Consider the following 25,407-nt stretch of genomic DNA (forward strand, 5'->3'; position numbering starts at 1 on the left):
CTGTTAGTTCTGGATAAAAGGCTTCAGCTTCTGCAGCAGCTCCTGCAATTGCTCTGAACAATTTCCGTACATCTGCTTCGCCGCCTTATTCTTCGTAGACAGGCCGAACAGCTCCAGATCGGCTTCGCATTTCTTCAGCAGCGCATAGAGCTGCGGTTTATCCTGCGGCTGCGGCACCTTCACATTGTCGGCATAGAGATCCACGGTAAGCTCACCGTAAGAGTCCACCTGGCCGAGGAAGACATCCTTCACGGTCAGATTCAGCTTTTCCAGCTCGGTCTGCAGCCACTTCCGGGACAGATTCAGCGTATCCAGAGGCTCGTCCAGAATCTCACCATCCATAATCACAGCGAGCGTCTCCTTCTCCGGGGCGACCTTTATTCCCAGATCCTTGGGGGTGAAGGGCTGATTCTCCTTGGTCAAAAGCACGTTAATCGCACCATCCGACTCCATAATCGCAAATTCCACATCGGCCACCTTGAAGACATCCTTTTTGCGCAATTCCTCCAGCAGCTCATCGACGCTCAGACGCTCTTTTTTCATATTATTCTCCAGAATCTTGCCGTCCTTAATCAGCACCGTCGATTTGAAGTCAATGAAATCCCGGGCCTTCTTGCTCTTAATCTGCAGATATTCGATTCCCAGCGAGCAGGCAACCCACACGCCTAAGGCAATCAGGCCCAGATGCCAAGTCTTATCCGTGTCCAGCGAGATATAAGCCGCCAAGCTCCCCACCGTAATTCCCGTAATATATTCAAAAAAAGACAGCTGCGAAACCTGCCGTTTACCGAGTATCTTGGTTAGAAAAAACATTACGACCACTGCAAACAAGGTCCGCAGGACAACCTCCAGCGCTTCAGGCATTCGAATAACCCCCTGTGTTGTGATATTTCATGCTCTGTGTGCTCAGGCATTCTGCTTCAGTATTTGTCAAACCAGGGGGGAATTAACCATAAGATTTGTGCGGGTTGGTTATATGTCTCATGAGTCTGGAGTATTTTTCCAGAATATGAGCTGCGGGAATGCAGATACTAGAATCCGTGGATGATGATCCATTTCTATAATATGGAGGAGGGAAAGCCTGATGACTGTCGCCTCACAAGTCAAGACCTGCGTAGCTTCGCTGAAGAGCGCCCAGGCCAGTCTGGAGCAATTCGCCATGGAGACACAGAATGAGGAAGCCAAGACTCTGTTCACCCAAGCGGCCGAGCAGACTCAGCAGATTGTCCAGCAGGTGGAAGGACGCGTAACCGAGCTGGAAAAGGAAGAACCGCAGTACCGGGGCTTCTAGCCCGGACGGATAGAATGAAGAACAGGCTGATCTTAACGTAGCGAATTGTGCTGCGGGGATCAGCCTTTTTGTCAGGAGGAGATGTTATGTGTTATCGCTTAACGGCATCCACAATCAGCGAGACAAAACCTAACCTTCCCTCTGTGTTACGGTGGTCAAAGCGCCTGGAACGGTAGATAAATCCTCCACCCTCATCCCAGTGGTGATAATGAAACTGCCCGGATTCATCGCAATATTCCAGCAGTCTTACCTCATATCCGGCGGCTATGAACATGCTGCGAAGTGTAGTGTAAGTATGTACAATACGGTGGGATGCAGCCGGATGATCCAGGGGACCCGGTCCCCCGACCTGCACAATCATCTGATAAGCTTCATCTGGAAAATACCCGTCCGGCACAGCACAGCGGATATACCCGCCAGGTGCCAGATAAGGATAGCAGATACTTGCCGCCCGTATCCCCTCCTCATACGTCAGATGCTCCCAGACATGCTCCGCAAGGATGGCTTGTATGGAGCTCTTCTTGAACCTGACGGCCCACTGTTCTTCTTGCAAAAGATTAAGCTCCCTCTCCTCCGTATGCAGCCATCCCTGGTTATGCCGGCTTCCACCGCTGCCAATTACAACTTTTAACTGCTCAACCATCGCGATCCCCCTTGTTCGTTACATCCACTATCTGGTATTTATTCTAAGCTTCATTACACAGATCTGGAATGCAGCGATGTGAGGAGGATATGGAGTGATGTGACTTTCAATTACGCATGTATTAATCAGACTGTCATTGATAATAGTTATCATTTAAAATGAGTTGTAGACAGATAATAGAGGGGAATAACGCATCATGCACATCAGCAATCAATTATTACTTTGGGATCAGGCTGCAATTACGCTGCTAAATATCCGGCAGAAGGAGTTAGCGCAAGGCGAAGTTCTTCCTCCATTTATAATACCTGCCAATCTATTTTTGCTATCGGTACAAGGAAGCGCACAAGTTCAGGCAGACCAGGCTGAGTTTGCTTGTACAGGATTTCAACTTTTGCATTGCGGCGAAGGGGCAACCCTAAGCATCGTTCCCGTAAACGGCAAATTTATTTACTATATTATTTATTACAAATCCTTGCTTCATGAAGCGAATCCTTTTCAAGAGCTGTATTGTTTTAGGCCTGAGGCTCCTCTTTCACTGTATAACAAAATTCAGCAGATGCATCAGAAATGGGATCAGCCGGAAGAGCGTCTTCAGGTAAAAGCACTTTTTTACCAGTTCGTTCATCTGACGTTACAGGAACTCCGCCTGCAAGAGCATGAGACCGAGGTCAAAATAACTTCGATTGCAGTGCAGATAATCACTTATATCCGTGAGAATTATGCGGCGCCTATTACCTTAGATTCACTTGCGGAAGTGTTCAATTTCAGTGCTTATCACCTGTCATCCTTATTTAAGGAGCATACCGGCATCAGTCCGATAGATTACTTAATCCGCTACCGGCTTGACCTTGCATCAGAGCTTCTAATGACAACTAATGCTTCTGTCGGGGAGATTGCGGCAAGCGTCGGGTATAAAGACGTGTATTATTTCAGCAGAATTTATAAAAAACGAAAGGGTGTAGCCCCTGCTCATCATAGAAATAGGGAGCTGCAGCAGCACAAAGTTGCTGAAAGTCCATTAAACTTCCCCATATCCTCTATTTCTGAACCTCGTGCGGATCTGTATATTAATAATGATAATCATTATCAGAATACAGATAAAGGGGACATACATATGTTTACATCAAAACCGACCAGATCAGTGGCCATGGCTGCTATCCTGCTGTGCGGCTCCCTCCTGCTCAGTGCTTGCTCCAACGGGAACAATAACGTAAATCAGGCAACTCCGGCTGCCTCGCTAGAAAGTTCTAAGACAAGGATCGTAGCCACACCAAGAGGAGACATTGAAGTACCCGCAGAGCCGGTAAAAGTGGCGGCAGACCAATATATGGGTCATTTATTGAAACTGGGCATTGTCCCTGTCGGTGCAAGAACGTTCATGCTCGACGAAGGCTGGATGGACAAGGCGGAGATTCCCCAAGAAACACTCGAAAGAATCGAAGATCTGGGGGAATTCCCGATGAATCTGGAGAAATTGACCATGCTGGAGCCAGACCTCATTATCGGTTCGATTGAAGATTACATTGACCCATATGAGAAGATCGGCACCACTGTTTTTCTGCCATACTGGGAAGAGCTGTCAACAGCTGGTCCGCTTGATAAATTCAGAAGAGTAGCCTCGATATTCGGAAAAGAACAGCAGGCAGAGGATTGGATTGCGGAATACGAACAGAAGGTTATTGATGCAAGGTCAAAGGTATCTAACGTCATGAAAGAAGGGGAGACCGTATCCATCGTTCAATTTGCCGAAAAAACAGTATATGTGTTAGCAGCAACGGGCGGAAATTACGGTTCCTCCACTATTTACGAAATGCTGCAGCTGCCGCCAACAGAAAGTGCCTTACATATGAAAGAGGGGTTCGAATCGATCTCCCTTGAGGTGCTGCCTGAATATTTAGGAGATTATATCTTTGTATATAATGGCGATGCTGAGATTACAAACCAAGCAATGGAAAGTGATATATGGAAAAGTGTACCTGCCGTGAAGAATGGCAAAGTATTTTTATACGGGGATCATTATCATGATGAATTTGTCATGGAGGACCCCTATTCTTTGGAGCAGCAACTGGATACGGTTGTGAATTTGTTATTGGGGACGGATAAATAATTAGACCAACAAGCAGATTAGTGATCTGTGAAGACGGCGGTAAAAGAAAAAGCATGGGGCTTTCCCCATGCTTTTTTGCATTCCATTTTGCTTCCCGTGCTAAAATCCCCTACGCCTTCCTCCCCGTCAGCTCAGCGCCCTCTATGAATTCGGCAATGCTCAGCTTGCGGCCTGTCCGCGCACTCTCCAGAGCCCCCAGCACCATGGCCATACTGTAGCGGTTATCGCGGCAATCTGTCTCGGCCGGACGACCTTCGGCCAGCGAACGGAACATTTCATCGAGGCAGCCCTGGTGGAAGGTCTCCTCCATCTGTACCTCCGGCGCTTCCAGCCGCCCATATTCATGGAGGAACTGGCCGGAGTGTTCACTCCCGGCACTAATCACCTCGGCATACGGCAGATCCCGTCCATCCCAGATCGCAGCTCCCTTTTCACCCTGCACCCGCCATGAAGCTTCCCAGGAGGTAGGCGCGCCTTCCGCACACCAGGAACCTTGATAGCAGAACACGGAGCCGTCTGACATTTCAAAAATACAGACCGCCGCCGCATTCCCCGCATACCACGACCCCGGCGGATTAAACTCCTGGCAATACACGCTTACCGGATCAGCGCCGCTGATATAGCGGGCCTGATCGAAAGTGTGGATCGCCATATCCAGCAGCAGCGGGCTGTCCATCGCATCCCGGAAACCGCCGAAATGCGGAGCCAGGAAGAAATTCGCGCTGATAGAGCCTGTCCGCCCTATCACCCCTGACGTTATCAGCTCCCGCAATGAGCGGATGCGCGGATCATACCGGCGGTTCTGCATCACCGCATGGCTTCTGCCGGTACGTTCAGCAATGCTGACGATCGAGTTGCACTGCTCCATCGTCTCCGCCAGCGGCTTCTCCGCGAACACATGGCAACCGGCCTCAAGCGCGCTGCTGGCAATATTGTAATGGCTGGCGGGCACCGTCACATCGAATACCAGATTAGCCGCTGTATCAGCAATTGCCTGTTCCACATCAGTAAATACAGGGCAAGTTAGCCCGTGCTTCTCTGCCATGGCCAGAGCGGACTCCCGCCGGATATCCACGAGCGCTACAATCTCTATTCCATCAGCATGCTTCAGAGCATAGCTGATCCATTCATTAGCCATAGCCCCGCAGCCCGCCACAACCACACGATGTCCTGCTGTCATCACTCTCTCCTCCAAGTTACACCGGGTTCGGGATGAAGCTGCCGCCCCGGCAGGTTTTGAGATAATTCAGTGCATGGACCTGACCGGTCATCTCCAGATCGTCACGATAGACAGGGTCATGCCAGCCTTCAATATCAATCGTGCCCTTGTATCCGGCTTGACGGAGAATCGAGATCACATCTGTCCAGTTGGTATCCCCGAAGCCCGGCGTCCGGTGCCACACATAAGGCTTAGGTCCGTGGATTCCGTATTCCTTGATAATATCCCAGGCGATGGTTGCGTCCTTGCCGTGGACGTGGAAGATCTTGTCCGTCCATTTGCGCAGCTGCGGGATCGGGTCAATCAGCTGCACCATCTGGTGGCAGGGCTCCCATTCCAGGCCGAGATTATCGGCATTCACCGCGTTGAACATTTTCTCCCAGGCAGTAGGGTTATGAGCAATATTCCAGTCCCCTGCCCGCCAGTTCCCATCCATCGAGCAATTCTCAAAAGCGATCTTGACCCCGCGCTCCGCCGCCCGCTTCGACAGCTCACCGAACACCTCCGCGAACTTCGGAATCGACTCATCTATAGATACGCCGGGCAGACGTCCAGTGAAGCCGGAGACCAGATCCGTCCCGAACAAGTGGGCATGGTCGATCAGCCGTTCCCAGCTGGCAACCGTATCTGAATTGTCACCTGTCCCTGTAAGCGGATTCCCGAATATGCCGACGGAAGAAATCGTGAAATCATGCTCCGCAGCCAGTTCACGCACCCGTGCCGCGGTTTCTGCCAAATCAGTAGTTCCTGTAGTCTGCCAAAAGGTTAAGCTGAAGGATTCGAATCCATGCCCTATAATCTGCGGAATAACTCTGACCGCATCCCCGCCTCCAACCAGTGTTCCGATTCTTAATGTATCCTGCATCTTGTATGCCACTCCAATATTGGTTTATAGTTAATGCAACATTCCTAGTATATCGCTCATTTTGGGCAAAATCTCTACTTATCTTGTGCTAAACTAGCTGAATCTTGCGGGAGTTGAATAAAGATGACCTATCCGAAGGAACTTAAGGAATATCCAAGGCTGGAAGAGAAAACGTATCCGTTCCGTCTGTTCTTCAACAACTGCCGGGAGGTATCTCCTGAACAGAACATCCTGTTTCTGCACTGGCATGAGCATTTCGAGATCATCATTATGCGCGAAGGTCAGGCCATTTTTCATGTGGACAGCAAGCCTTATGAAGCCGGGCCGGGGGATGTCCTGATGGTGCCGTCCGGCGGGCTTCATGTCGGCTATAGCCAGTGTAGCGGTGACCTGTCGTATGTCTCAATTGTGTTCCATGCCTCGCTGTTCAAGGACAGGAACCAGGATTCCCAGCATGAGCAATTCGTAGCTCCATACCTTAATAATCTGAATCAATTCCCTGTTATGCCTGCCGCCCAGCAGCCTGAATGCGCCGCGTATTATCATTTGCTGGAGCGGGTGATTGCCGAAGTGGAGGCCAAGCAGCCGGCTTTTCAGCTCGTGGTGAAGAATCAGCTGCACCTGTTCTTCACCCTGATGTCCCGGGCCTTCCCGGCCCGGCAGCGCAGCGAGCGGGAGCAGGGGGAACGGGGCGGCGTCCACCGGGAGCGCTTCAAGCCGCTGCTCGAACACCTGGAGAACCACGCAGATCAGAAGATGTCGATTGAGGCCGCTGCCAGGTTCGTAAATTTGAACCCTTTTCATTTCTGCAAAACCTTTAAGAAGCTCACCGGACGGACGTTCATCGATTATGTGAATTTCTGCAGAATGGATGAGGCGCAGCGGCTTCTGCTGGAGACGGACCTGACCATTACCGAGATTTCAGGCCGGGTCGGCTGTGACAATCCGAATTACTTCACCAAGCTGTACAAGCAGTACAAGGGTCTGACCCCTTCCCAGGCACGGAAACAAGAGTAAATCCAAGTGGGCACTCCGGCCGACCATCAGGCTTACGTGGCGCGCACGGTCCAATTGTGGTCGGTTTTCCGACTACATTTGGACCGCCCGCCGCGCACAGTCCAATTGTGGTCGGTTTTTCAACTACATTTCGTCCGCACGCCGCGCACAGTCCAATTGTGATCGGTTTTTCGACTACATTTCGTCCGCCCGCCGCGCACAGTCCAATTGTGATCGGTTTTTCGACTACATTTCGTCCGCCCGCCGCGCACAGTCCAATTGTGGTAGGTTTTCCGACTACATTTGGCCCGCCCGCCGCGCACAGTCCAATTGTGATCGGTTTTTCGAACACATCCTGCTAACACGCCCATTTCCCCCTGGCAGCCCAAAAAACACCGCCGGCCACTAAACCCCCGGCGGTGTTTCTCTGTCTTCAGCTTACATCTCAGATATCGGAACCCAGCGCCGCTGCTCTATGGAACGGTCCACGGCTTCCAGCACCGCCTGGCATTTCACACCGTCGTTGAAGTTCGGCTCCGGCTGGCGACCTTCCTCAATGGCATTCGACAGCTCCAGCATCTCATGAATGAAGGTATGCTCGAACCCGATGGTGTGGCCCGGCGGCCACCACGCTTCCGCATAGTCATGGGACGGATCGGTGGCCAGTACCCGGCGGAAGCCCTGCACATCCTCGTCATCCGAGGTCAGGTAGACCTCCAGCTCATTCATCCGTTCAAAATCAAACTTCACACTGCCGAGACTGCCATTGATCTCGAAGGAGTTAGTCGAACGGTGTCCGGCGGCAAACCGCGTTGCCTCGAAGCTGCCCAGTGCGCCGTTCGCAAAGCGGGCCAGGAACAAGGTCGCATCGTCCACGGTTACCGGACCGCGCGGTGCATCCTTGCCAGCCTTGGCACTAAGCCCGGTCATCTCCGTTGCCAGCGGACGCTCCTTGACGAAGGTCTCGCTCATCCCGATTACCTCCTCCACATCCCCTACGAGGAAATGAGCCAGATCAATCAGATGCGCCCCGAGATCCCCATGCGATCCCGAACCGGCAACCTCCTTCTGGAGACGCCAGACCAGCGGGAATTCCGGGTCGAGAATCCAGTCTTGCAGGAACCACGCGCGGAAATGATAGATGGTGCCCAGCCGGCCGCTCTCAATCAGCCGCTTCGCCAGCCGTACCGCCGGGGAGAAACGGTAGTTGAAGCCAATCATATGCGCTATTCCAGCCTTTTCGGCAGCCGCAAGCATCTCGCGGGAATCCTCCAAATTCAGGGCCAGCGGCTTCTCGCAGAAGATATGCTTGCCTGCTGCCGCAGCCGCCAGGGCAATCTCTTTATGGGCATTGCTTGGCGCATTAATATCGACCAGATCAATATCGCTGCGTGCGATCAGGTCTTTCCAGTCCGTCACGCTCTCCGACCAGCCAAGCTGTGCTGCCGCTTCTTGTACCGCTCCCTCATTACGTCCGCAGATGACCGACATTTGCGGCTTAACTGCCTTGGGAAAGAACATGGGCAGACTGCGGTAAGCGTTGCTGTGGGCCTTGCCCATGAATTTATAACCTATCATTCCAATGCGTAGCTGTTTCATTTGGTGCCTCCTCACTGAATAGACTACTCGATGTACACGCATACATTTTCTCATTCAGGCTGCGCTTAAGTCAAATCCCTTCTTGCCGGACAGCTAGATCTGCCTTACAACCGTATTGTTGCACATTTTGCAGAACGGGCTAAGGTACATTGTTGCACCATTTGCAGGATTTCTCTACAATGTTACGTGCTGCGGAGCAAATTAGATAAAAATCATAATTTCCTAAAAAACAAAAAAACGCCCCCTCTGCCAAACGGCAGCCAGGGACGTTCCTCATCTATAGCGGTATCATTTTCATTTAACTGCCCATGTTGTAGAACTTAGCGAGCCCGCCTTCAGAAGTTTCACGGTACCTGCTGTTCATATCGAGGCCTGTCTCATACATGGTCTGTACAACCAGATCAAAGGATATTTTACGGGTACCGGACAAGAACTTGGCCAGACTCTGCGCATTAATCGCCCGCATCGCACCGACCGCATTCCGTTCAATGCAAGGGATCTGAACCAGTCCGTTAATCGGATCACAGGTTAACCCCAAGTGGTGCTCCATCGCCACCTCCGCCGCATACTCAATCTGGTCAATCTCCATCCCGGACAGTTCAGCCAGTGCAGCCGCTGCCATAGAGCAAGCCGTGCCCACCTCCGCCTGGCAGCCGCACTGAGCACCGCTGATGGAGGCGTTCTGCTTGACCAGATTACCGATGAGCCCGCCGACGGCCAGCGCCCGGAGAATTCGTTCGTCCGGGACCTGCAGCTTCTCCTGCATATAACGGAGCGAGGCGGGCACAACACCGCAGGCCCCACAGGTTGGAGCCGTTACGACTGTACCGGCGGCCGCATTCTGTTCATTGACGGCAAAAGCGTACGCGCTGACGATCCGATTTTCCCGAGTCTCCGGGCTCTCATCCTCAGTCCCCTGATGATACAGATATTTCGCCTTGCGTTCGACATTCAGACCACCCTCCAGAATGCCTGTGACAGACAGCCCTTCGTCGATCGACCGCTTCATCGCTTCCCAGATGCCTTGGAGGAACTCCCAGATCAGTGTGCCTTCACGCTGCTCAACGTAATCGCTTAGGCGGATATGATTCGCTTTACAATAGGCACTGATCTCGGCAAAACTGTTCTCCGGATAGACATCAGGTCCCCGCGTCTCCTCCCGCCCATCAATCACGATCTCCCCGCCGCCGATACTGGCAACACGCATGGAGGCTGTTTGCTGACCGTCTTTGTAAGCAAACAAATCCATTGTATTGGGATGAGGCAGATCAAAGTCAGGCTGTGGAACAAATTCAACCTCCGCTGAAGCGGGTGACAATGCGCGAATAATGGCCTTGTCCGTCATATGGCCTTTGCCTGTTTTGGCAAGAGAACCATAGATCAGTGCCTTGAACTGGTCTGCGTCTTCATTTTCCGACTTGAAGATGCTGGCCGCTTTCTCCGGCCCCATGGTATGGGAGCTGGACGGTCCACTGCCAATCCTAAATAGCTCAGTCAACGATCTCATAGCACCCTCATCCCTTCTAAGTTGTCTTTGGCTTAAGATTTCCTCCTGCGGCTTGATCAGGCTTATTACCCATTTCTCTGAAAACGTTCCTTGAGCTTCATCAGCCGCTCATGAATCCCCTCTTCATCCATAGCCATATCAACCAATTGGTGGGTAAGCTGAAGACCTTGATCCTCCGCAAAAGCTTGTTTCCACGGGTGTGACACAATCGAATGAGTAAGATGTCTCGTAGAGCGGGGTGCCTGCATGATCATTTCTGCCAGCTCCCATGCCCGTGGAAGAAGCTGATCATGAGGCAGCACCTCACTGACCAAACCGAGCTCTAATGCCTCTTGAGCATTAATATTCAAGCCCGTGTATGCATAGTATGCCGCTTTCTTGGTTCCCACAATCCTTTGAAGTGCCAGAACGATTCCATCTCCGGGCGGTACACCGCCCAGATAATGGGCATCGAAGAACGCTGTGGCTTCCGTACAAAGGGTAATATCACAAAGCGTTCCCAATTGCCAGTGTGCGCCTGTGCCATTGATCGCCCCAATCGTGGGGATGTCCAGGCAATGAACCATATTTTCAATCATTCTAAGTGATTCATGATACATCTCTAGCTTCCGGCGATTCGGCCAATCCATGAATTTGGTGGTCCAGACTTCAGGATTGCCGGTCTGCCACAACTCTCCAGTCCCTGTGAGAATCATGACTTCATTCTCAGGATCACGGCCAATATCTGACCATACCTGACCATATGCGGCTTGGACCGGCCAGTCGAATTGTAAAGGTCCCCCGTGAGTGTGCAACCGCATTTCGAGAATACCGTCACGGCGGGTCATGAGGAATAAGTCCTTGTACTTCTCAGAGTATTCTTCGAGCCTAGTAGGTCCAGTCATCTCTCTATTGAACATCGTTGCCCATCAGGCGTCCTTGCATTTTCTTCAGCCGCTCCAGCGCTCCTTCTTCATCTATGGCCATGTCGTACATCTGGTGGGCCAGCTGGAATCCTTGATCGGCGACCAGGGCCTGCTTCCATGGACGGGAGATGATGGAGTGAGACAGATGTCTCGTTGAACGCGGTGCCTGCATGATCATCTCCGCGAGCTCCCAAGCGCGTGGAAGAAGCTTTTCGCGGGGCAGAACTTCACTGACTATGCCCAGGTCCAAGGCGGTCTGTCCATTGATATTCTTGCCGGTGTAGGCGTAGTAGGCTGCTTTTTTGAAACCGATCATGTTCTGCAGTGTGAGCAACATTCCATCTCCCGGAGGCGTGCCTCCCAGATAATGCGGATCGAAAAAGTCAGCGTCTTCCGTACAAATGGTAATATCACAAAGCGTTGCGAGTTCGCAGTGCGTTCCCGGTCCGTTAACCGCCCCGATGGTCGGGATGTCAATGCAGAAGATCAGATTCTCAAGCAGTCTCAGTGATTCATGATACTGTTCGAGCTTCTTTTGCTTCGGCCAGTCCATGAATTTCGTATTCCAGACCTCAGGGTCGCCAATCAGCCATTTATCCCCGGTTCCCGTAATAATCATGACTTCGTTCTCAGGGTCACGGCCAATATCTGACCAGGCATGAGACCAGGCGGTATGAGCTTCCCAATTGTGCTTGTATGAACCTCCATCAGTGTGCAGACGCACTTCAAGGATTCCGTCACGGCGGGTCATTAACAGGAATTCCTTGTATTTCTCGGAATACTCTTCGAATTTGGTGGGTCCAATCATACGTCTCTCTGTCATTGTAATTCCTCCTAAGTTTGGTTTTAAGCTTAACTGTTACTTTCAAGCCAATCTCTGGCAAAAGCTGCATAAGCCGCAGCCCCTCTATGAAGCACCTCATCCGCGAACATCGTCTTAGGATGGTGTACAGGGTAACTATAACCTTCTTCGGCATTGCCTGCGTTAAGAAACACTGTGGTACTTGGCACCGCCTGAGAGACAAATGCGAAATCTTCTGAGCCCATTAATTTCCCGCCGGGTACCAGCTCAGTTATACCAATATAGGAGCCGTCGCCAAAGGTATTTGCAATCGAAGCCCTCATTTGCTCATTAAGTCCGCCATCCGTTTTCACTTCAGGACAACCACGTGTATAGATCACTTCCATTTTTGCCTGAAAAGTTTCTCCGATCCCTGCGGTAATTTCACGGATACGGGTCTCCATTTTATCCCGCAATGCGGTGTTAAATGTACGTACACTGCCTTTCAATCTGGCCGTATCGGGAATCACGTTGTTCGTAGTTCCGCCCTCCATCACGCCAATGGTAAGGACTGCATGTTCAATCGGCGAGATTTCCCGGCTAAGGATTCCTTGCAGTGCCAGATGGAGATGAGCAGCCACATTCAAAGGGTCCACTGCGGCCTCAGGCATAGCGCCATGTGAGCCCCTCCCCCGGATGATGATTTCGAACCAATCCGAAGAAGCAGATATCGCTCCGCCTTCCTCAGGCACTACAAATTGTCCGAGAGGTAGCGGCATTCCGGTCAACACATGGAGCATCATGGCTGCATCCACCTTGGGATTGTCCAGAATCCCATTCTCCAGCATCATCTTTGCCCCGTGCAGCGTCTCCTCACCCGGCTGGAACATAAGCTTAACCGTCCCGCGAAGCTCAGCTTCGTTAGCCTTCAGGATCTCCGCAGCTCCGAGCAGCATGGAAGTGTGCATGTCATGCCCACAGGCGTGCATGTTTCCGTTCAACGACGCGTAAGAGAGCTCCGTTTCCTCTGAAATGGGCAAAGCGTCCATATCCGCACGGATCAGAACTACCTTCCCTTCATGCTGTCCGCCAATGGTAACGGTTAGCCCTGATTCCCCGACGAGAGTGGGCTTCAGCCCCATCGATTCCAATGCCTCTTTTACGTATGCAGTAGTCTTAGCTAAACTTAGATCAAGCTCCGGAACCGCATGAAGATGATGCCTGTACGTGACCATTTTGTCCTGCAGCTGATGAGCCATACTCATTAAGTCTTCAGCTTCTTCACTCACAATGAACATCTCCCGCAACATAAATTAAATGAACGTTTAGTTAGAATAAATCTTACCCCCTTTATGTTTTAGGACTTTTTAAGAACAGTTTCATCGTACTGGCATTTTCATTCGCTGTCAAGATATTTTTAGACTTTTTAAGAACATTATTTCAAGGGCTGCCGGAACATTGTAATATCACATTTATTGTGATATAACTCTTTTGATTGAACTGTTCATGAAAGGAATCTATTATGAAAATCAAGCTGGGTATTATCACGCCAGAGTCCCATATGGATTATTTCCGCGCCATTGAAGAAGAAATGCGGCCCCTATGCCAGTTCCGCTTCCTTACCATCAGCAACTTCCGGGAAACAACGGACATTTATCTCAAAAACCTGGATTCGGTGGATGGATTTGTGATCAGCGGGAGGATGCTTTACGAGGCCATCGACAAGGAATGCCTGGATGACAAGGTACCTGTTCACATTTTGCATGATGATGAGAACCTGCTGTACAGAGAGCTTTTCCGGCTGCTGGTTACAGAACCTGGACTTGATATGTCCCGGGTCTATGTGGATTATGCGTATGTCATCGAGTCCTTCAGCGAATTCCAGCAATATCTGACTCATGAAGTAAAGCCCGTTAGCAGCGGAAATCTGCTGGAGCGGGTGGAGAGCATGCTGGAGAACCATATCACGCTGTGGGAAGAGAAGAAGATCGATCTGTCCATTACGGCCTTTGGCCACTTTGTTCCAGAACTCCAAAAGCACGGCGTCAAATATATCTTAATCCGGCCCACTTTGGAGAGCGTTAAAGAGACCATCAGCGAAATCATCAACGAAATTACCATCCTCAAGCTTAAGAACCAGAGGGCAGTGGTTGCGTGCTTATCGGTCCAAAAGGATCAGCAGTCCTCCGAAGAGGAGCTTCATGAGCTGAACGTCCTGGTCGGCAATTTTCTGCGCAGCGTGAATCTGGCAGACACGGCCCAAATCTCAGAAGGCTATGTCAGACTGTACACCACCTACGGAAATTTCATGCGAATCACCTCTAACGCTCATAACTGTTCCCTGCTGGAGTATCTGGAGGAGCGCATACAGGGCAAAGTGAAGATCGGGTGGGGCTCGGGGCATGAATATTATCAAGCGAATGTTAATGCCACCAAGGCTCACAGACAGGCGGAAGCCTATACGGGCAGTTCCAGCTTTTTCATAGACGAGAATCAGACGGTTGCCGGCCCCATGCGGAGCATGAATGTCATCCAGTTCTCAGAACAGGGAGACCCGGAAATCATTGCTTTAGCCAAAAGAATCGGTATCAACAACATCAACCTGCAGAAAATCATATCCTATGCAGAAATCATGCGAACCAACAAGCTATCCTCTGAGGATGTTGCACAGTGTCTGTCCATGACCGTCAAAGGTGCCAACCGAATTCTTAACAAAATTGAGGAAAGTAAACAAGTGCAAACGGTATTTGAAAAAAGGGACAACAGTAAGGGGCGGCCAAAAAAATACTACGAGCTATTGTTTCTCGACCCTGAAGGGCGCAAATTAAGCGGATGATACGCGGATTCACTTGGCAAAAAGGCATGTTTTCTATTTGGAAACATGCCTTTTTTGCGCTTTTCACCAAGTTAAACTGCTCCTTGGCTGGACGACCAGTGCTGCACATGCTGCAAGAACCGCCGGGTGGCAGGTGAAGCATATTTCATCGAGTTGACCGCGATACCAAGCGAACGGAAACTGCGCTCCTCCAGCTCAAGCATGGCTACACGTTCATACTGGAACCGGGTGACCAGCTCCGGGAGGATGCTCATGCCCAGACCTTTTTCCACCATGGCAATAATGGCGTAATCGTCCCCGGCCGAGAACTTGATGTTCGGCTTGATGCCCGCCTTCTCCAGCACCCGCTGTACATCATAGTCCGAACCGGGCTTCGGAATGATGAAGTCCTCGTAGGCGATCTGAGCCAGCGGCATATAAGGCGCCTTGCTCAGCGGATGGTCCAGCGGGAGAATAGCCAGCATCCGGTCCTGCTTCAAGGGAATGACTTCGAACCGCTCCCTTGTCGGCAATGAGAGGAAGCCGCAATCGACCACCCCAGCCTCGATCCACTGCTCAATCTCCAGATACCCGCCCTCCATCAGCTTGAACTCAATGTACGGATATTCCTCACGGAACTGCTTGATGATATCCGGCAACCAATGAACAGAGACACTGGTGAAGGTACCGATCGTAATCGTCCCTGTCTCCAGCCCGTGGATATCCGTTACTTGCTGCTTCAGCTGCTCATTCCAGTTCAGAATCTCCCGGATCGGCTGCATTACCTGTTCCCCGTTCACCGTCAGCTTCACCCCCGACCGGCTGCGCACCAGCAGCGGAAAGCCGAACTCGTGCTCCAGGCTACTCAGCGTGTGGCTGATGCCGGATTGGGTGAAGCCCAGCACCTCTGCGGCCCGCGTCAGACTGCCCAGCTCCACCACTTTCAGGAACACCTCGTACTTAATCAGACTCATGCCCAGCCCCCTCATTTAGCATGACAATTTCTCATGTATTCTATGATAAACATTCAGTTACCTTATGTATTCGTGCGTATTATACTATATTCACTTGAAATAAAGAAGGATGATGACTGAATGAAGCCGCTTAAGGCCGAGCTAATGCTCATTGTAGTAACACTATTCTGGGGCTCCTCCTATCTGTTCATGAAGCTGGGACTGGGTACACTGGGAGAATTCAATCTGATCGCACTGCGCTTCGGGCTTGCGTTTATCCTGGCGGGGCTGCTGTTCCGTAAACGGCTGCGCAGTGTGGATGCCAAAACCTTGAAATACGGAGCCTTGCTCGGCTTCCTGCTGCTTGGCGTATTCACCTGCATCACTTTCGGGCTGAAGACCACTACGACCTCTAATGCCGGTTTCCTGGTCGCTCTGACTGTTGTGTTCGTTCCGGTGCTGGAGGTTCTGGTCTTCCGAAAAAAAGTCGCGCCCCCGCAGATCTTCGGTGCCGTTCTCGCCATCAGCGGCATCGGGTTGCTCACGCTGAACGGCTCGCTGCAAATCCGGCCCGGTGATCTCCTCTGCATTCTGTCAGCAGTATTCTATGCGGTGCAGATTCTAGTGACGGGCCGGGCGGTCAAGACCTGCGACTCATTGAATATCGGCATTCTGCAGCTCGGCTTCGCCGGGGGCTATGCCCTGATTCTATCCGCTATCTTCGAGTCCCCCTCGCTGCCGTCCACCCTTCCGGGGTGGATCGCGATTCTGGCTCTGGGGATCTTTTGCAGCGCCTGCGGGTTCATCCTGCAGCCGGTTGCCCAGAAGTACACAACACCGACCCGCACCGGTCTGATCTTCGCACTGGAGCCGGTATTCGCTGCCTTCTTCGGCTACTTGTTCGTACACGAACAGCTCTCGCTCCAGGGCTATACCGGTGCTGCCCTTGTCCTGCTGGGCATTCTGGCCTCCGAGCTGCTGGGCAAGCTGCATCTTGTGCCGCCGGCAAGGATGCTGAAGAAGCGGCGGGCGCATCTGTAGCCCGATAACGGGATGCAGCCAGCCTTAGCCAAACTTCCGGCGAATACTGGGGGCATCCCGCCAATTCTGGTGCATTAGTGCACCTTATTTCCTCCTTATGATCGCGTTCGGCATATTCTGGTGCACTAGTGCTCTTCATTTGCTTCATTAGCCCACTTCACGCTTATTCTGGTGCACTAGTGCTCTTCATTTGCTCCTTTCTCACACATCCCGTGAATTCAGGTGCACTTCTGCACCTCATTCTTCTCCCTTCATGTTTGTGCTGCTCCATGTACCAGCGCTCCCCGCATTGTATTCAGTTTTTCACATACGTTAGTCCTAGGTTACTTGGCTGCTGCACATTATGTTCAGTTTTCTGCATACATTCTGCCCACACACTCCCTCCCCCGCATCATTCATTGAGAACAACCAAAAAACGCCCCCCTGCCAACGGGCAGTAAGGGACGTTATTGATATGTCTATAACATGCGTATATAACTTGTAACTATACTTGTATCTATACTGTGCTTTAACAATGGTGTCCGATTAATGCCCCATCATCATGGCAGCATCGGTCTGCTGTTCTTCAGGAGAAGGCGCGGCGCCTGCTGTCTTCGGACGGCGCAGAATCAGACTGAGCACCACACCGGCTACAGCGATGCAGCCCGAGAGGAAGAAGACATCCCCAAAGCCCTGCACGGCAGCGGCAAGCGGATTGCTTCCGGCCGCCATTTTACCCATATGCACGGTAATCTGGCTGGTAAGGTAACCGGTCATGCCGGCAACAGCGAACGATACCACAACCTGCTGGGCAGCGGCGGTAAGCGGGGTAACCCGGTTCACCCATTCACGCGGCGCAGAGTTCAGGACATGGGTGTTGACCGGCATCATCGACAGACCCATACCGAGGCCCATCATGACCAGACACAGCATAATAATAGGGAGACTAGTGTCTACTGTAACTCCTGAGAGCAGGAACAAGGCCGTCGATATAATACTGAGACCTACGAATACCAGCGGACGCGCACCGATCCGGTCAAACAGGCGGCCGCCCAGCGGCATCCCTACTCCGGAAGCCAGCGCCTGGGGAAGCAGGATCAGACCCGTCTCAAGTGGCGTGTAATTGCGGATCTGCTGAAGATACAGCGGAACGAACAGCATGGAGCCGAACAATGCAGCCTGTGTGACCCAGGACAGAATAATCCCGCGCGTGAAGTCCGAGGAGCGGAAGACGCGCAGCTCCAGCAGCGGATGCTTTTGCAGCAGTTCAACAATGACAAAGACGATCAACGCGGCTCCGCCAACCGACAAGCCTACGATAGCCCCGGTGGAAGTCCAGCTCTCCCCGCCGCCCTGATTGACGCCATAAGCCAGCATCGAGAAGGCGAGCGGAGCCAGAATGATTCCGAAGATATCGAGGTGGGCTCTTCCCTTTTTCTCGGTCGCCGGCAAATATTTAAGGCCCAGAATAATACCTACAATACCAATTGGCAGGTTAATCAGGAAAATCCAGTGCCAGCTCACATACTCCACCAGCCATCCCGAAAGAATCGGCCCCAGGGCCGGAGCCAGCAGCATTGGAATACCGAGCATCCCCATGATAGAGCCTCTGCGCTCTGCCGGAGCGAGTCTGAAAACCATCGCCATCCCGATTGGAGCGACCATGCCGCCGCCAAGACCTTGGATGACGCGGAACAAGACGAGCTGCCCCGAAGTCTGAGCTACAGAGCATAACACAGAGCCAAGCACGAACATGGCAATGGTTGTTAGGAATACCTGCTTGGACCCGAACCGGTCGGTCATATAGCCGGCCAGCGGAATTACAGCAGCGAGTGCAAGCGTGTAGCCGGTAATCGCCCATTGAACAGTCTTCAGATCCGTATGGAAATATTGCACCAGATTCGGAACGGCCACATTGACCGCGGTGCTGTCCAGAATAACCATGATCATGCCGACAATAATCGCCAGCAATGATGGCAGTATAGCTCTCAGCGAGAACGGCGCCTCTGCTGCTGCGGTGTTACTTGGATTCATAGGTTTTGACATTCTCTTGTCCACTCTTCTCTCTGTTAGAAATTAATGATATTTGTGAAAGTAAAGCTCAAACAACCCGTCAATCTGTTCCTCCAGCGGGGCCAGCCTGAAGATCTGCTGAAGATCCTCACGCTCCTTCGGGAAACTGCTCACCATAATCACCGGGAAGACAATCGCCCCGTAGATCTGCATATTCATCATCATGAGCTTATCGCGGTCCTGTTCTCCGGTAATCTCCCCAAGTGCGTCCAGAATCCGCTCAATCCGCATCAGCTTGGAATATTTCGCATATTCATCGTGGGAGCCCATGATATGATGCCGCTGGTCAAGCATCTGCCGGGCCATGCCGGGATAGCGATTGAGATTGACAATGTACCGCGTGAAGAACAGCTTCAAGCGCTCTTTTGGCGGCAAAGATGTATCCTCCAGGACCTTAAAGGCATCGTCAAAAGTCGCCATAAGCTGCTTCACCGCATCGCCGAACAGCTTCTCCTTGGAGCCGTAGTAGTAGTTCACCAGCGCCAGATTGGTCTCTGCTCTCGCTGCGATACTGCGCAGGGTGATGCAGCGGAATCCCTCCTCACGGATTAAGTCCACGGTGGCATCCAGAATAATCTGCTTCGTATCTTTATCCGTTGAATCCGTCTTACCGTCCGGTTTGGCCATAATGAAGATTGCCGCCCTCCTCTGTCACAGAATCTTAATCCTTGATCCTTGATCTAATCACTGATTTAAACATTGTTTAATTCGAATTTAAAATTACTCTCTTTACGGCATTCTGTCAACAGAAATATAAAGGGAGAATTCCTGCAGCTGTACTTAAGCCGTGGAATTCTCCCTTGGGAGTGAGGTTATGTTTTATGTGAACCTAGGGTTGGGCCGGGCTGGCCAATACTTCACTGGCTGCCTGAACCGGTGTTAGAGTCAGCTTGGTGAGCTTGCCGGAAGCGCCTAGTTCCAGAGTCAGTAAGGCCTCCGCTTTGGTGAATGACAATACGCTCACAATCGTCATTACTCCATCCTGCTGTGTGCTTGTGGTCGATTTCACTCCCAGGTAACTGCCCGCCGGTGTGTTAATTCCTTCCCAGCTCTGCTGGAGCGCCGGAAGAGGAGCAGGTTCTGCATCCTTGGCGTAATACCGCTCCTTCAGCGCCGGATAGTTACCGGTTGCCAGCAGACCTGCTACGGCACCAGCCATTACCTCCGGTGAGTATACATCAACCTGGCCTGTTGCCGGATTATAGGAAGTGACTAACCCGATTGCTGCAAAAAAAGACAGCGGCGCGTATGCCTTTTTTTGCTTTAACTCAAAGCCGTCTGTAAACGGTACTTTGTTCTTGCCGTCCAGCACAAGCTCCTGACCGGATAGTCTGAACTGTACGCTCTCCTGGAACCGTTCCAGCAGGAATGTTCCGGTAGCTCCACTGAAGGTGACCTTATACTTGAGAGCTTCTACCGTCTCCCGTAGCGGAAGCATGGCATCCGGTCCGTCGGTATAAGCCGATGCCCCACCTAGCTGCAATTCCTGACCGTTCACGATAATCCTCAAGCTGCCGGCGGCACTAACATTATGACTGGTCAATACACCTGCTCCTGCTGCAAATAACATTACACTAAGGAATACGGCTGCGATTCTTTTGAACAAATCGATCCCACCTCTCCTGTATTACAATATTATGCACGCATGCTTCAGAGATTAACCTTACATTATCCATTAACCGTTCTGTACAGCTTTGGAACAGCCCTACTCCACTTTGAAGTTGAAATATTGCTTCGGATAAGGCTCCTTAATTAGTGTGAAATGCCACCATTCCTTGGCGTAGGGCTTGAAGCCCTGCTTCACCATCGCATCCTTCAGCAGCTTCCGGTTCGCATGCTGGGTGCTGCTGATGAGCGTCGTATTATAGTAAGAGATTTCGCCGAAAAAATCATAAGGGCTGCCCATATCCACCAGCTTGCCTGTACTTTTGTGGGCCAGGGTCAGGTCGATCGTGCTGCCCCGGGAGTGCCCGGATTTCTTGGCGATGAAGCCCAGCTTGAACAGATTCCGCTTGTCCAGCTTCGGATAATACTGCGGCTTCATCTTCAGATCGGCGGCATCCTGCGACCAGCGCACGAAGTGGTTCACTGCTTGCTGCGGACGGTAAGCATCATAGATCCGCAGAATATAGCCCTTCTGTTCCAGATCTTCGCTAACCTTCTTCAGCGCAGCGGCGGCAGTCTTCGAGAAGATCGCGAGCGGTGCTTTATATCCGTCCACCCTGGTGCCGGTAAAATTATTCTCACTATAATAACGGATCTCATATTGCGCCGAGGGAATAACCTCATCCAGATAGACAAAACCGCCGGGGAGATTGTTTTTCTTCACAACTGTACTTGGTGTAAACGGTGTCTCAGGAGTTACGGGTGCTGCTGTAGCTGTTGTCATGACACCTAGAAACACAGCCCCGCTTACAATCATTGCACCTAACAGTAATCCGAGTCTTGTGCCTGTATATCGCAGCTTGTTCACAATGCTTACTCCTCACCTTCCTTATCCCATATTTACCCTTCAAGTATACGGTGCAGCCCCAGGGAGCGTCTATAGTGAAGATGGAGCTTGACCCGCTGGGAGCATATCCTTCCGCCGGTAGACCCCCATCAGCAGCCCGAGAGCCGCGAATTCAATGAACACATGCTGTCCGTAGCTCAGGAACGGGAACGGTATGGAGATCAGCGGCATTCTGCCGGTGAGAATAGTCAGCCCATAGATTAGACGAATGGAGAGCATCAGAGCCAGTGCCAGGATCAGCGCCCGTCCATAGGTATCGCTTACGGTGCGGGCGTAGGAGAACATTCTGAGCACAAACCAGCAGACCAGCACAAGCAGCAGCAGACCGCCAGCCCAGCCGAAGCTCTGAACCAGGTACAAAGGGAAAAAATCTGTATACGGATAGGGCAAACGCTCCTCCACTGCCAAATCGGTTATTCCCTGACCTCCCCAGCCTGCGGAGGTCAGGGCGCTGTGAATCATCCGGTTAAGAAAACCTACGCCATTCTCCGCATCACTGATAAAGAAATAATGGTTGAACTGGTCGCGTAAATACATTTGACTCCAGACATAGAGGGCAACTCCTGATACACAGCTTGCAGCAACAACGACTGCTCTTACCCACCGCCGGGTGATCCATACATACAAAGGCAAGGCAACAACCAGATATACAACCAGCTCGGCAAAAGAAAGGATGAGAATATAAATGGCCGCAGGCAGCAGCAGCAAGCCCAACTCCATCCAAATCCTCAGTCGTCCGCCCGCAGTCTTCTGTCCCCCTGGTCTTTTCCAAATTCCTGCTAGCGCCACAACGAAGAGATAAGGACTACAACCGATCAGATCAAAGGGGAATCCCAGAATAGAAACATAGCGCCTGCTGCCATTCATCATCTCTGGACCGAGCCATAGACTGGCAACAATCAATATTAGCGCTCCGCTATAAATCCAACCTGAGGCCCGCTGCAATTGCTTGAAATTGATGAAGAACATCCCGGTCATGGCTGCAAGACCAAGGATGATAAAGACAGATTGACGCAACATTAGAGCATTAGGAATAAAGTCCTCAGTGAACCCCGCTTCCACAGCTGCCATCCCCAGCAGACTAACCGCCGACAACAATAATACACCCGCCAGCAGCCCCCAGGGAATGCGCGGTTTATGAATCTGGTGCAGCTCTCTGCCTACGGCCTGCGGATCACCCAGTTGCCTGATCGCATACTGCTGAGCCTCTTCTTCGGTAGCACCAAGCTCCAGCCGCTCCGTCACCAGGTCTGCGAAGTGCCCGCTTAGCTCGTCACGGATTTCATTATGCATCCCTTTGGCTCTAACTTCTGCGCATACTGTATCCAGGTAACGCTCCAGATCCTGCTTACTCTGCTTCATCATCCGCTGCCCTCCCCCAGAACGGTATCCATGGCACCCTTGAACAGCGCCCATTCTGCCTTCTTCTCCTGCAGCTTGTGCTTGCCTTCATCCAATAGCCGGTAATACTTGCGTCTGCGTCCGTCTATCTCCATCCAATACGCTTCCACCCAGCGTTCACTCTCCATCGCATGGAGAATCGGGTAGAGCGTACCCTCCTTCAAGGCAAAAACTCCCTGTGAGCGCTGCTCCAGCTCCTTAATCAGCTCGTACCCATACAGCGGCCTGTCCAGCAGCAGAGTGAGGATCATCGTACCCGTGCTCCCCTTCAGCATTTCCTTGCTGACCTTCATCGGCATTCCCTCCTGTTTGATTCGCCTATACATCGTTAATCTATGCTTAATATACAGTATTAACCAAACGAAGTCCAGTATGTAAATCATCATTGTCCACAAAACAAAAAAACCTCTCCCGCCAAATGGTTGCCCGTTTTAGCAAGGAGAGGTTCTTATTCAATTGCAGATTAATTAATGCATCGAAGCCTGAGTCTTGTGCGATACGATGACACGCTTCAGGAAGAACGCAATCACCAGACCTACAATAGCCATGACCATACCGAAGATAAAGGCATTCTGCACTCCATGAGTGAAGGCAGCGCCGATGTTCAGCGGATCAGCCGGGTTAGTGACGGTCTGCATGTAGCTTTTGGAGCCGGAGGTCATGATGCTTACCGCCAGCGCTGTACCTATCGCACCCGCCACCTGCTGGAGTGTATTCATAATGGCAGTACCATGCGGGTAGTATTCCAGCGGAAGCTGATTGATACCATTCGTCTGTGCAGGCATCATGATCATGGAGATTCCGATCATCAGTACACTGTGAAGCACGATTACGAAGACAACGGTCGATGTAGCTGTAATCCCTGAGAAGAACCACAAGGAGACAGCGACGAGCACCAGTCCAGGGATAACCAGCCATTTGGGACCGTATTTGTCGAACAGACGTCCCATGACCGGCGACATCAGACCGTTGATGATTCCGCCCGGCAGCAGCAGTAATCCTGCCTTGAAGGCTGAATACCCTTGTCCCTGCTGCAGATACATAGGAAGAATCAGCATTGAGGAGAGAATGACCATCATACAGATGAAGACCATCAGTACCCCAACCACGAACATCGGGAACTTGAAGGCGCGCAGATCAATCATTGGCTGCTTCATCGTCAACTGGCGGATACAGAATAGAATAAGGGCAATCGCACCGATCACGATGGCGATAATAACCTTCGGACTTCCCCAGCCTTCCGATTCACCAGCACTGCTGAAGCCGTAGACAATACCGCCAAAGCCGAAGGAGGACAGAATAATGGACAGGACATCAATCTTAGGTTTTGTCACTTCCGTGACGTTCTGCATGAAGAGAATTCCGCTAATTAGGGCGATCACCAGGAATGGCAGCGATAGCCAGAAGATCCAGTGCCAGCTGAGACTCTCAATCAGCAGACCGGCAATCGTAGGTCCAATCGCTGGAGCTACCATGATTACCAAGCCGATAAGTCCCATCGCGGCCCCTCTTTTCTCAGCGGGAATGATGATAAGAATCGTATTAAACATCAGCGGCAGCAGCAGCGCGGTTCCCATCGCCTGTACCACTCTCGCAGTGAGCAGAAACTCAAAATTCGGCGACATTGCCGCAAGGAACGTGCCCAGAATGGAGAAGCATAGGGCAGCTACGAACAACTGTCTTGTGGTAAACCACTGCAGAAGCATTCCGGAGATCGGAACCAGAATCCCCAGCGTCAGCAGATAGGCGGTAGTCAGCCACTGCGCCGTCGATGGTGTAATTTGCAGGACATTCATAAGATCACTTAAAGCTACATTTAGGGCGGTCTCACTGAACATGCCGATGAAGCCGGCAATCAGCAGGGAGATCAGAATGGGTAAAGTCTTGAATTGCCGGGGGTTGCTTGACCCCTTGTCAGTCATAGTTGCGTTCACTCTCGTATCCTCCTGGTATCTGTGTATATCTCTCTGTGGTCTTGCGTATTACGGTTAAGCCAGTATTGCCGGAATGCACTCTGCCGCTGCTTCCAGCGGTTGAATATTTCTGCAGGTCAACGCCTGCAGCAGCGCTCCTTCGAACAAGGACACCACCACCGAAGCTTTGCGCTCTGCCGTTTCCTCCTGTACCCCCTCCCGGATCAGACGCTTTGCAATAATATCCTGCCAATCCCTGAAGACACACTGGCAAGCAGTGCGCAGCTCATGGCTGACACAGGAGGTCTCCACGGCTACCCAGAAGCTGAACGGAACGAGTCCTTCAAAAGAGGACTTCTCCGCTTCATCTGCCATAGACATGATGAAATTCTGCACAGCCTGAGCCGGTGCCGCTTCGCCCTCCATATAATGGCGCAATAAACGGGCTACCTCTTCACTAGTCCGGTTAATGCAGGTCAGGGCCAGCTCCTCTTTGCCGTGGGGGAAATAATAATACAAGGAGCCCTTGGGCGATTCGCTGTCCTTGATGATCTGATTCAGTCCGGTAGCATGGTACCCCTGTGTAAAAAACAACCTGGAAGCCGTATCCACAATGGCTTCGCGTGCATTAGGCTTGTTCGACAAGCTCTACACTTCCTTATCTTGACGATCCAATGATTATAACAATTGGTCTACATAATAAAACCACAAAAAAACTTCCCCTGTCAATGGATAATAATTTCAAATTTTAATTTCTGTTTCTTGCTCGTAGCACATAAGGATTGCTACTTCCACGTTCTGCCGTTA

General features: G+C 51.5%; 23 protein-coding genes. 5 read left to right on the forward strand and 18 right to left on the reverse strand.

Annotated elements, in window-relative coordinates; translation table 11 throughout:
- Window positions 1-3: 3 nt before the first annotated feature.
- On the reverse strand, window positions 4-864 hold the full coding sequence (locus tag NST04_RS21385; RefSeq protein ID WP_341186054.1) for a DUF421 domain-containing protein: 861 nt from the start codon (window positions 862-864) through the stop codon (window positions 4-6).
- 220 nt (window positions 865-1,084) lie between these two features.
- Between NST04_RS21385 and NST04_RS21390 the strand changes: the two genes are divergently transcribed.
- Window positions 1,085-1,291 (forward strand): DUF1657 domain-containing protein, encoded by a 207-nt coding sequence (locus NST04_RS21390; protein ID WP_341025047.1) that lies wholly within the window; start codon window positions 1,085-1,087, stop codon window positions 1,289-1,291.
- 91 nt (window positions 1,292-1,382) lie between these two features.
- On the opposite strand, the gene NST04_RS21395 is transcribed toward NST04_RS21390, so the two are convergent.
- Window positions 1,383-1,934 (reverse strand): class I SAM-dependent methyltransferase, encoded by a 552-nt coding sequence (locus NST04_RS21395; protein ID WP_341186055.1) that lies wholly within the window; start codon window positions 1,932-1,934, stop codon window positions 1,383-1,385.
- 196 nt (window positions 1,935-2,130) lie between these two features.
- Between NST04_RS21395 and NST04_RS21400 the strand changes: the two genes are divergently transcribed.
- On the forward strand, window positions 2,131-4,041 hold the full coding sequence (locus tag NST04_RS21400) for an AraC family transcriptional regulator (protein WP_341186056.1): 1,911 nt from the start codon (window positions 2,131-2,133) through the stop codon (window positions 4,039-4,041).
- Window positions 4,042-4,150: 109 nt separating this feature from the next.
- Here NST04_RS21400 and NST04_RS21405 read toward each other — a convergent pair whose 3' ends face one another.
- Together NST04_RS21405 and NST04_RS21410 are read right to left on the reverse strand one after the other, a co-directional pair.
- Window positions 4,151-5,221, reverse strand: coding sequence for a Gfo/Idh/MocA family protein (locus NST04_RS21405; protein ID WP_341186057.1), 1,071 nt, complete (start codon window positions 5,219-5,221; stop codon window positions 4,151-4,153).
- A 16-nt stretch (window positions 5,222-5,237) separates the two neighbouring features.
- Window positions 5,238-6,125: a sugar phosphate isomerase/epimerase family protein gene (locus tag NST04_RS21410; protein ID WP_341186058.1), complete on the reverse strand. Its 888-nt coding sequence runs from the start codon at window positions 6,123-6,125 to the stop codon at window positions 5,238-5,240.
- A gap of 123 nt (window positions 6,126-6,248) precedes the next feature.
- Between NST04_RS21410 and NST04_RS21415 the strand changes: the two genes are divergently transcribed.
- Window positions 6,249-7,142: a helix-turn-helix domain-containing protein gene (locus NST04_RS21415; RefSeq protein ID WP_341186059.1), complete on the forward strand. Its 894-nt coding sequence runs from the start codon at window positions 6,249-6,251 to the stop codon at window positions 7,140-7,142.
- Window positions 7,143-7,559: 417 nt separating this feature from the next.
- On the opposite strand, the gene NST04_RS21420 is transcribed toward NST04_RS21415, so the two are convergent.
- From NST04_RS21420 to NST04_RS21440, 5 genes are all read right to left on the reverse strand, one after another.
- On the reverse strand, window positions 7,560-8,720 hold the full coding sequence (locus NST04_RS21420) for a Gfo/Idh/MocA family protein (RefSeq protein WP_341186060.1): 1,161 nt from the start codon (window positions 8,718-8,720) through the stop codon (window positions 7,560-7,562).
- Between the two features lie 298 nt (window positions 8,721-9,018).
- Window positions 9,019-10,227, reverse strand: a complete 1,209-nt coding sequence (locus tag NST04_RS21425; RefSeq protein ID WP_341186061.1) for an L-serine ammonia-lyase — start codon at window positions 10,225-10,227, stop codon at window positions 9,019-9,021.
- A 65-nt stretch (window positions 10,228-10,292) separates the two neighbouring features.
- Complete coding sequence (locus NST04_RS21430) at window positions 10,293-11,126, reverse strand: enoyl-CoA hydratase/isomerase family protein (RefSeq protein ID WP_341186062.1); 834 nt, start codon at window positions 11,124-11,126, stop codon at window positions 10,293-10,295.
- Window positions 11,116-11,955 carry an enoyl-CoA hydratase/isomerase family protein gene (locus NST04_RS21435; RefSeq protein ID WP_341186063.1) on the reverse strand — a complete coding sequence of 280 codons (840 nt, stop codon included), beginning with the start codon at window positions 11,953-11,955 and terminating at the stop codon, window positions 11,116-11,118. Before NST04_RS21435 ends, NST04_RS21430 begins: the two co-directional genes overlap by 11 nt.
- Before the next feature lie 29 nt (window positions 11,956-11,984).
- A complete protein-coding gene (locus NST04_RS21440) occupies window positions 11,985-13,211 on the reverse strand; it encodes a M20 metallopeptidase family protein (RefSeq protein ID WP_341186814.1) in 1,227 nt (408 codons plus the stop codon).
- Between the two features lie 224 nt (window positions 13,212-13,435).
- Here NST04_RS21440 and NST04_RS21445 point away from each other — a divergent pair, with 224 nt between their 5' ends.
- Window positions 13,436-14,749, forward strand: coding sequence for a transcriptional regulator (locus tag NST04_RS21445; protein WP_341186064.1), 1,314 nt, complete (start codon window positions 13,436-13,438; stop codon window positions 14,747-14,749).
- Window positions 14,750-14,820: 71 nt separating this feature from the next.
- Here NST04_RS21445 and NST04_RS21450 read toward each other — a convergent pair whose 3' ends face one another.
- Window positions 14,821-15,702, reverse strand: a complete 882-nt coding sequence (locus NST04_RS21450) for a LysR family transcriptional regulator (protein ID WP_341186065.1) — start codon at window positions 15,700-15,702, stop codon at window positions 14,821-14,823.
- Between the two features lie 120 nt (window positions 15,703-15,822).
- Here NST04_RS21450 and NST04_RS21455 point away from each other — a divergent pair, with 120 nt between their 5' ends.
- On the forward strand, window positions 15,823-16,722 hold the full coding sequence (locus NST04_RS21455) for a DMT family transporter (RefSeq protein ID WP_341186066.1): 900 nt from the start codon (window positions 15,823-15,825) through the stop codon (window positions 16,720-16,722).
- A gap of 525 nt (window positions 16,723-17,247) precedes the next feature.
- Here NST04_RS21455 and NST04_RS21460 read toward each other — a convergent pair.
- The 8 genes from NST04_RS21460 to NST04_RS21495 form a co-directional block, all read right to left on the reverse strand.
- The gene (locus NST04_RS21460; RefSeq protein WP_341186067.1) at window positions 17,248-18,735 is read right to left on the reverse strand and encodes a DHA2 family efflux MFS transporter permease subunit; all 1,488 of its coding nucleotides are present in this window, start codon (window positions 18,733-18,735) and stop codon (window positions 17,248-17,250) included.
- Between the two features lie 42 nt (window positions 18,736-18,777).
- Window positions 18,778-19,401 (reverse strand): TetR/AcrR family transcriptional regulator, encoded by a 624-nt coding sequence (locus NST04_RS21465; protein WP_341186068.1) that lies wholly within the window; start codon window positions 19,399-19,401, stop codon window positions 18,778-18,780.
- Window positions 19,402-19,603: 202 nt separating this feature from the next.
- A complete protein-coding gene (locus NST04_RS21470) occupies window positions 19,604-20,380 on the reverse strand; it encodes a stalk domain-containing protein (protein WP_341186069.1) in 777 nt (258 codons plus the stop codon).
- Window positions 20,381-20,479: 99 nt separating this feature from the next.
- Complete coding sequence (locus tag NST04_RS21475) at window positions 20,480-21,247, reverse strand: M15 family metallopeptidase (protein ID WP_341186070.1); 768 nt, start codon at window positions 21,245-21,247, stop codon at window positions 20,480-20,482.
- Window positions 21,248-21,316: 69 nt separating this feature from the next.
- Window positions 21,317-22,651 carry an FtsW/RodA/SpoVE family cell cycle protein gene (locus NST04_RS21480; protein ID WP_341186071.1) on the reverse strand — a complete coding sequence of 445 codons (1,335 nt, stop codon included), beginning with the start codon at window positions 22,649-22,651 and terminating at the stop codon, window positions 21,317-21,319.
- A complete protein-coding gene (locus NST04_RS21485) occupies window positions 22,648-22,980 on the reverse strand; it encodes a PadR family transcriptional regulator (RefSeq protein ID WP_341186072.1) in 333 nt (110 codons plus the stop codon). Before NST04_RS21485 ends, NST04_RS21480 begins: the two co-directional genes overlap by 4 nt.
- A gap of 174 nt (window positions 22,981-23,154) precedes the next feature.
- A complete protein-coding gene (locus NST04_RS21490; protein WP_341186815.1) occupies window positions 23,155-24,609 on the reverse strand; it encodes a DHA2 family efflux MFS transporter permease subunit in 1,455 nt (484 codons plus the stop codon).
- A gap of 66 nt (window positions 24,610-24,675) precedes the next feature.
- Window positions 24,676-25,245, reverse strand: a complete 570-nt coding sequence (locus NST04_RS21495; protein WP_341186073.1) for a TetR/AcrR family transcriptional regulator — start codon at window positions 25,243-25,245, stop codon at window positions 24,676-24,678.
- Window positions 25,246-25,407 lie beyond the last annotated feature (162 nt).

It is taken from the genome of Paenibacillus sp. FSL H7-0756 (assembly GCF_038006765.1).
GTDB lineage: Bacteria > Bacillota > Bacilli > Paenibacillales > Paenibacillaceae > Paenibacillus_AQ.

Bases quoted from the DNA above. Each gene is read 5' to 3' on its own strand.
- NST04_RS21460 (WP_341186067.1), bottom strand. From the start codon at position 18,735: ATGAATCCAAGTAACACCGCAGCAGCAGAGGCGCCGTTCTCGCTGAGA.
- NST04_RS21465 (WP_341186068.1), bottom strand. From the start codon at position 19,401: ATGGCCAAACCGGACGGTAAGACGGATTCAACGGATAAAGATACGAAG.
- NST04_RS21485 (WP_341186072.1), bottom strand. From the start codon at position 22,980: ATGAAGGTCAGCAAGGAAATGCTGAAGGGGAGCACGGGTACGATGATC.
- NST04_RS21440 (WP_341186814.1), bottom strand. From the start codon at position 13,211: ATGTTCATTGTGAGTGAAGAAGCTGAAGACTTAATGAGTATGGCTCAT.
- NST04_RS21430 (WP_341186062.1), bottom strand. From the start codon at position 11,126: ATGTTCAATAGAGAGATGACTGGACCTACTAGGCTCGAAGAATACTCT.
- NST04_RS21435 (WP_341186063.1), bottom strand. From the start codon at position 11,955: ATGACAGAGAGACGTATGATTGGACCCACCAAATTCGAAGAGTATTCC.
- NST04_RS21400 (WP_341186056.1), top strand. From the start codon at position 2,131: ATGCACATCAGCAATCAATTATTACTTTGGGATCAGGCTGCAATTACG.
- NST04_RS21455 (WP_341186066.1), top strand. From the start codon at position 15,823: ATGAAGCCGCTTAAGGCCGAGCTAATGCTCATTGTAGTAACACTATTC.
- NST04_RS21395 (WP_341186055.1), bottom strand. From the start codon at position 1,934: ATGGTTGAGCAGTTAAAAGTTGTAATTGGCAGCGGTGGAAGCCGGCAT.
- NST04_RS21450 (WP_341186065.1), bottom strand. From the start codon at position 15,702: ATGAGTCTGATTAAGTACGAGGTGTTCCTGAAAGTGGTGGAGCTGGGC.
- NST04_RS21480 (WP_341186071.1), bottom strand. From the start codon at position 22,651: ATGATGAAGCAGAGTAAGCAGGATCTGGAGCGTTACCTGGATACAGTA.
- NST04_RS21425 (WP_341186061.1), bottom strand. From the start codon at position 10,227: ATGAGATCGTTGACTGAGCTATTTAGGATTGGCAGTGGACCGTCCAGC.
- NST04_RS21385 (WP_341186054.1), bottom strand. From the start codon at position 864: ATGCCTGAAGCGCTGGAGGTTGTCCTGCGGACCTTGTTTGCAGTGGTC.
- NST04_RS21490 (WP_341186815.1), bottom strand. From the start codon at position 24,609: ATGACTGACAAGGGGTCAAGCAACCCCCGGCAATTCAAGACTTTACCC.
- NST04_RS21420 (WP_341186060.1), bottom strand. From the start codon at position 8,720: ATGAAACAGCTACGCATTGGAATGATAGGTTATAAATTCATGGGCAAG.
- NST04_RS21445 (WP_341186064.1), top strand. From the start codon at position 13,436: ATGAAAATCAAGCTGGGTATTATCACGCCAGAGTCCCATATGGATTAT.
- NST04_RS21390 (WP_341025047.1), top strand. From the start codon at position 1,085: ATGACTGTCGCCTCACAAGTCAAGACCTGCGTAGCTTCGCTGAAGAGC.
- NST04_RS21415 (WP_341186059.1), top strand. From the start codon at position 6,249: ATGACCTATCCGAAGGAACTTAAGGAATATCCAAGGCTGGAAGAGAAA.
- NST04_RS21410 (WP_341186058.1), bottom strand. From the start codon at position 6,125: ATGCAGGATACATTAAGAATCGGAACACTGGTTGGAGGCGGGGATGCG.
- NST04_RS21405 (WP_341186057.1), bottom strand. From the start codon at position 5,221: ATGACAGCAGGACATCGTGTGGTTGTGGCGGGCTGCGGGGCTATGGCT.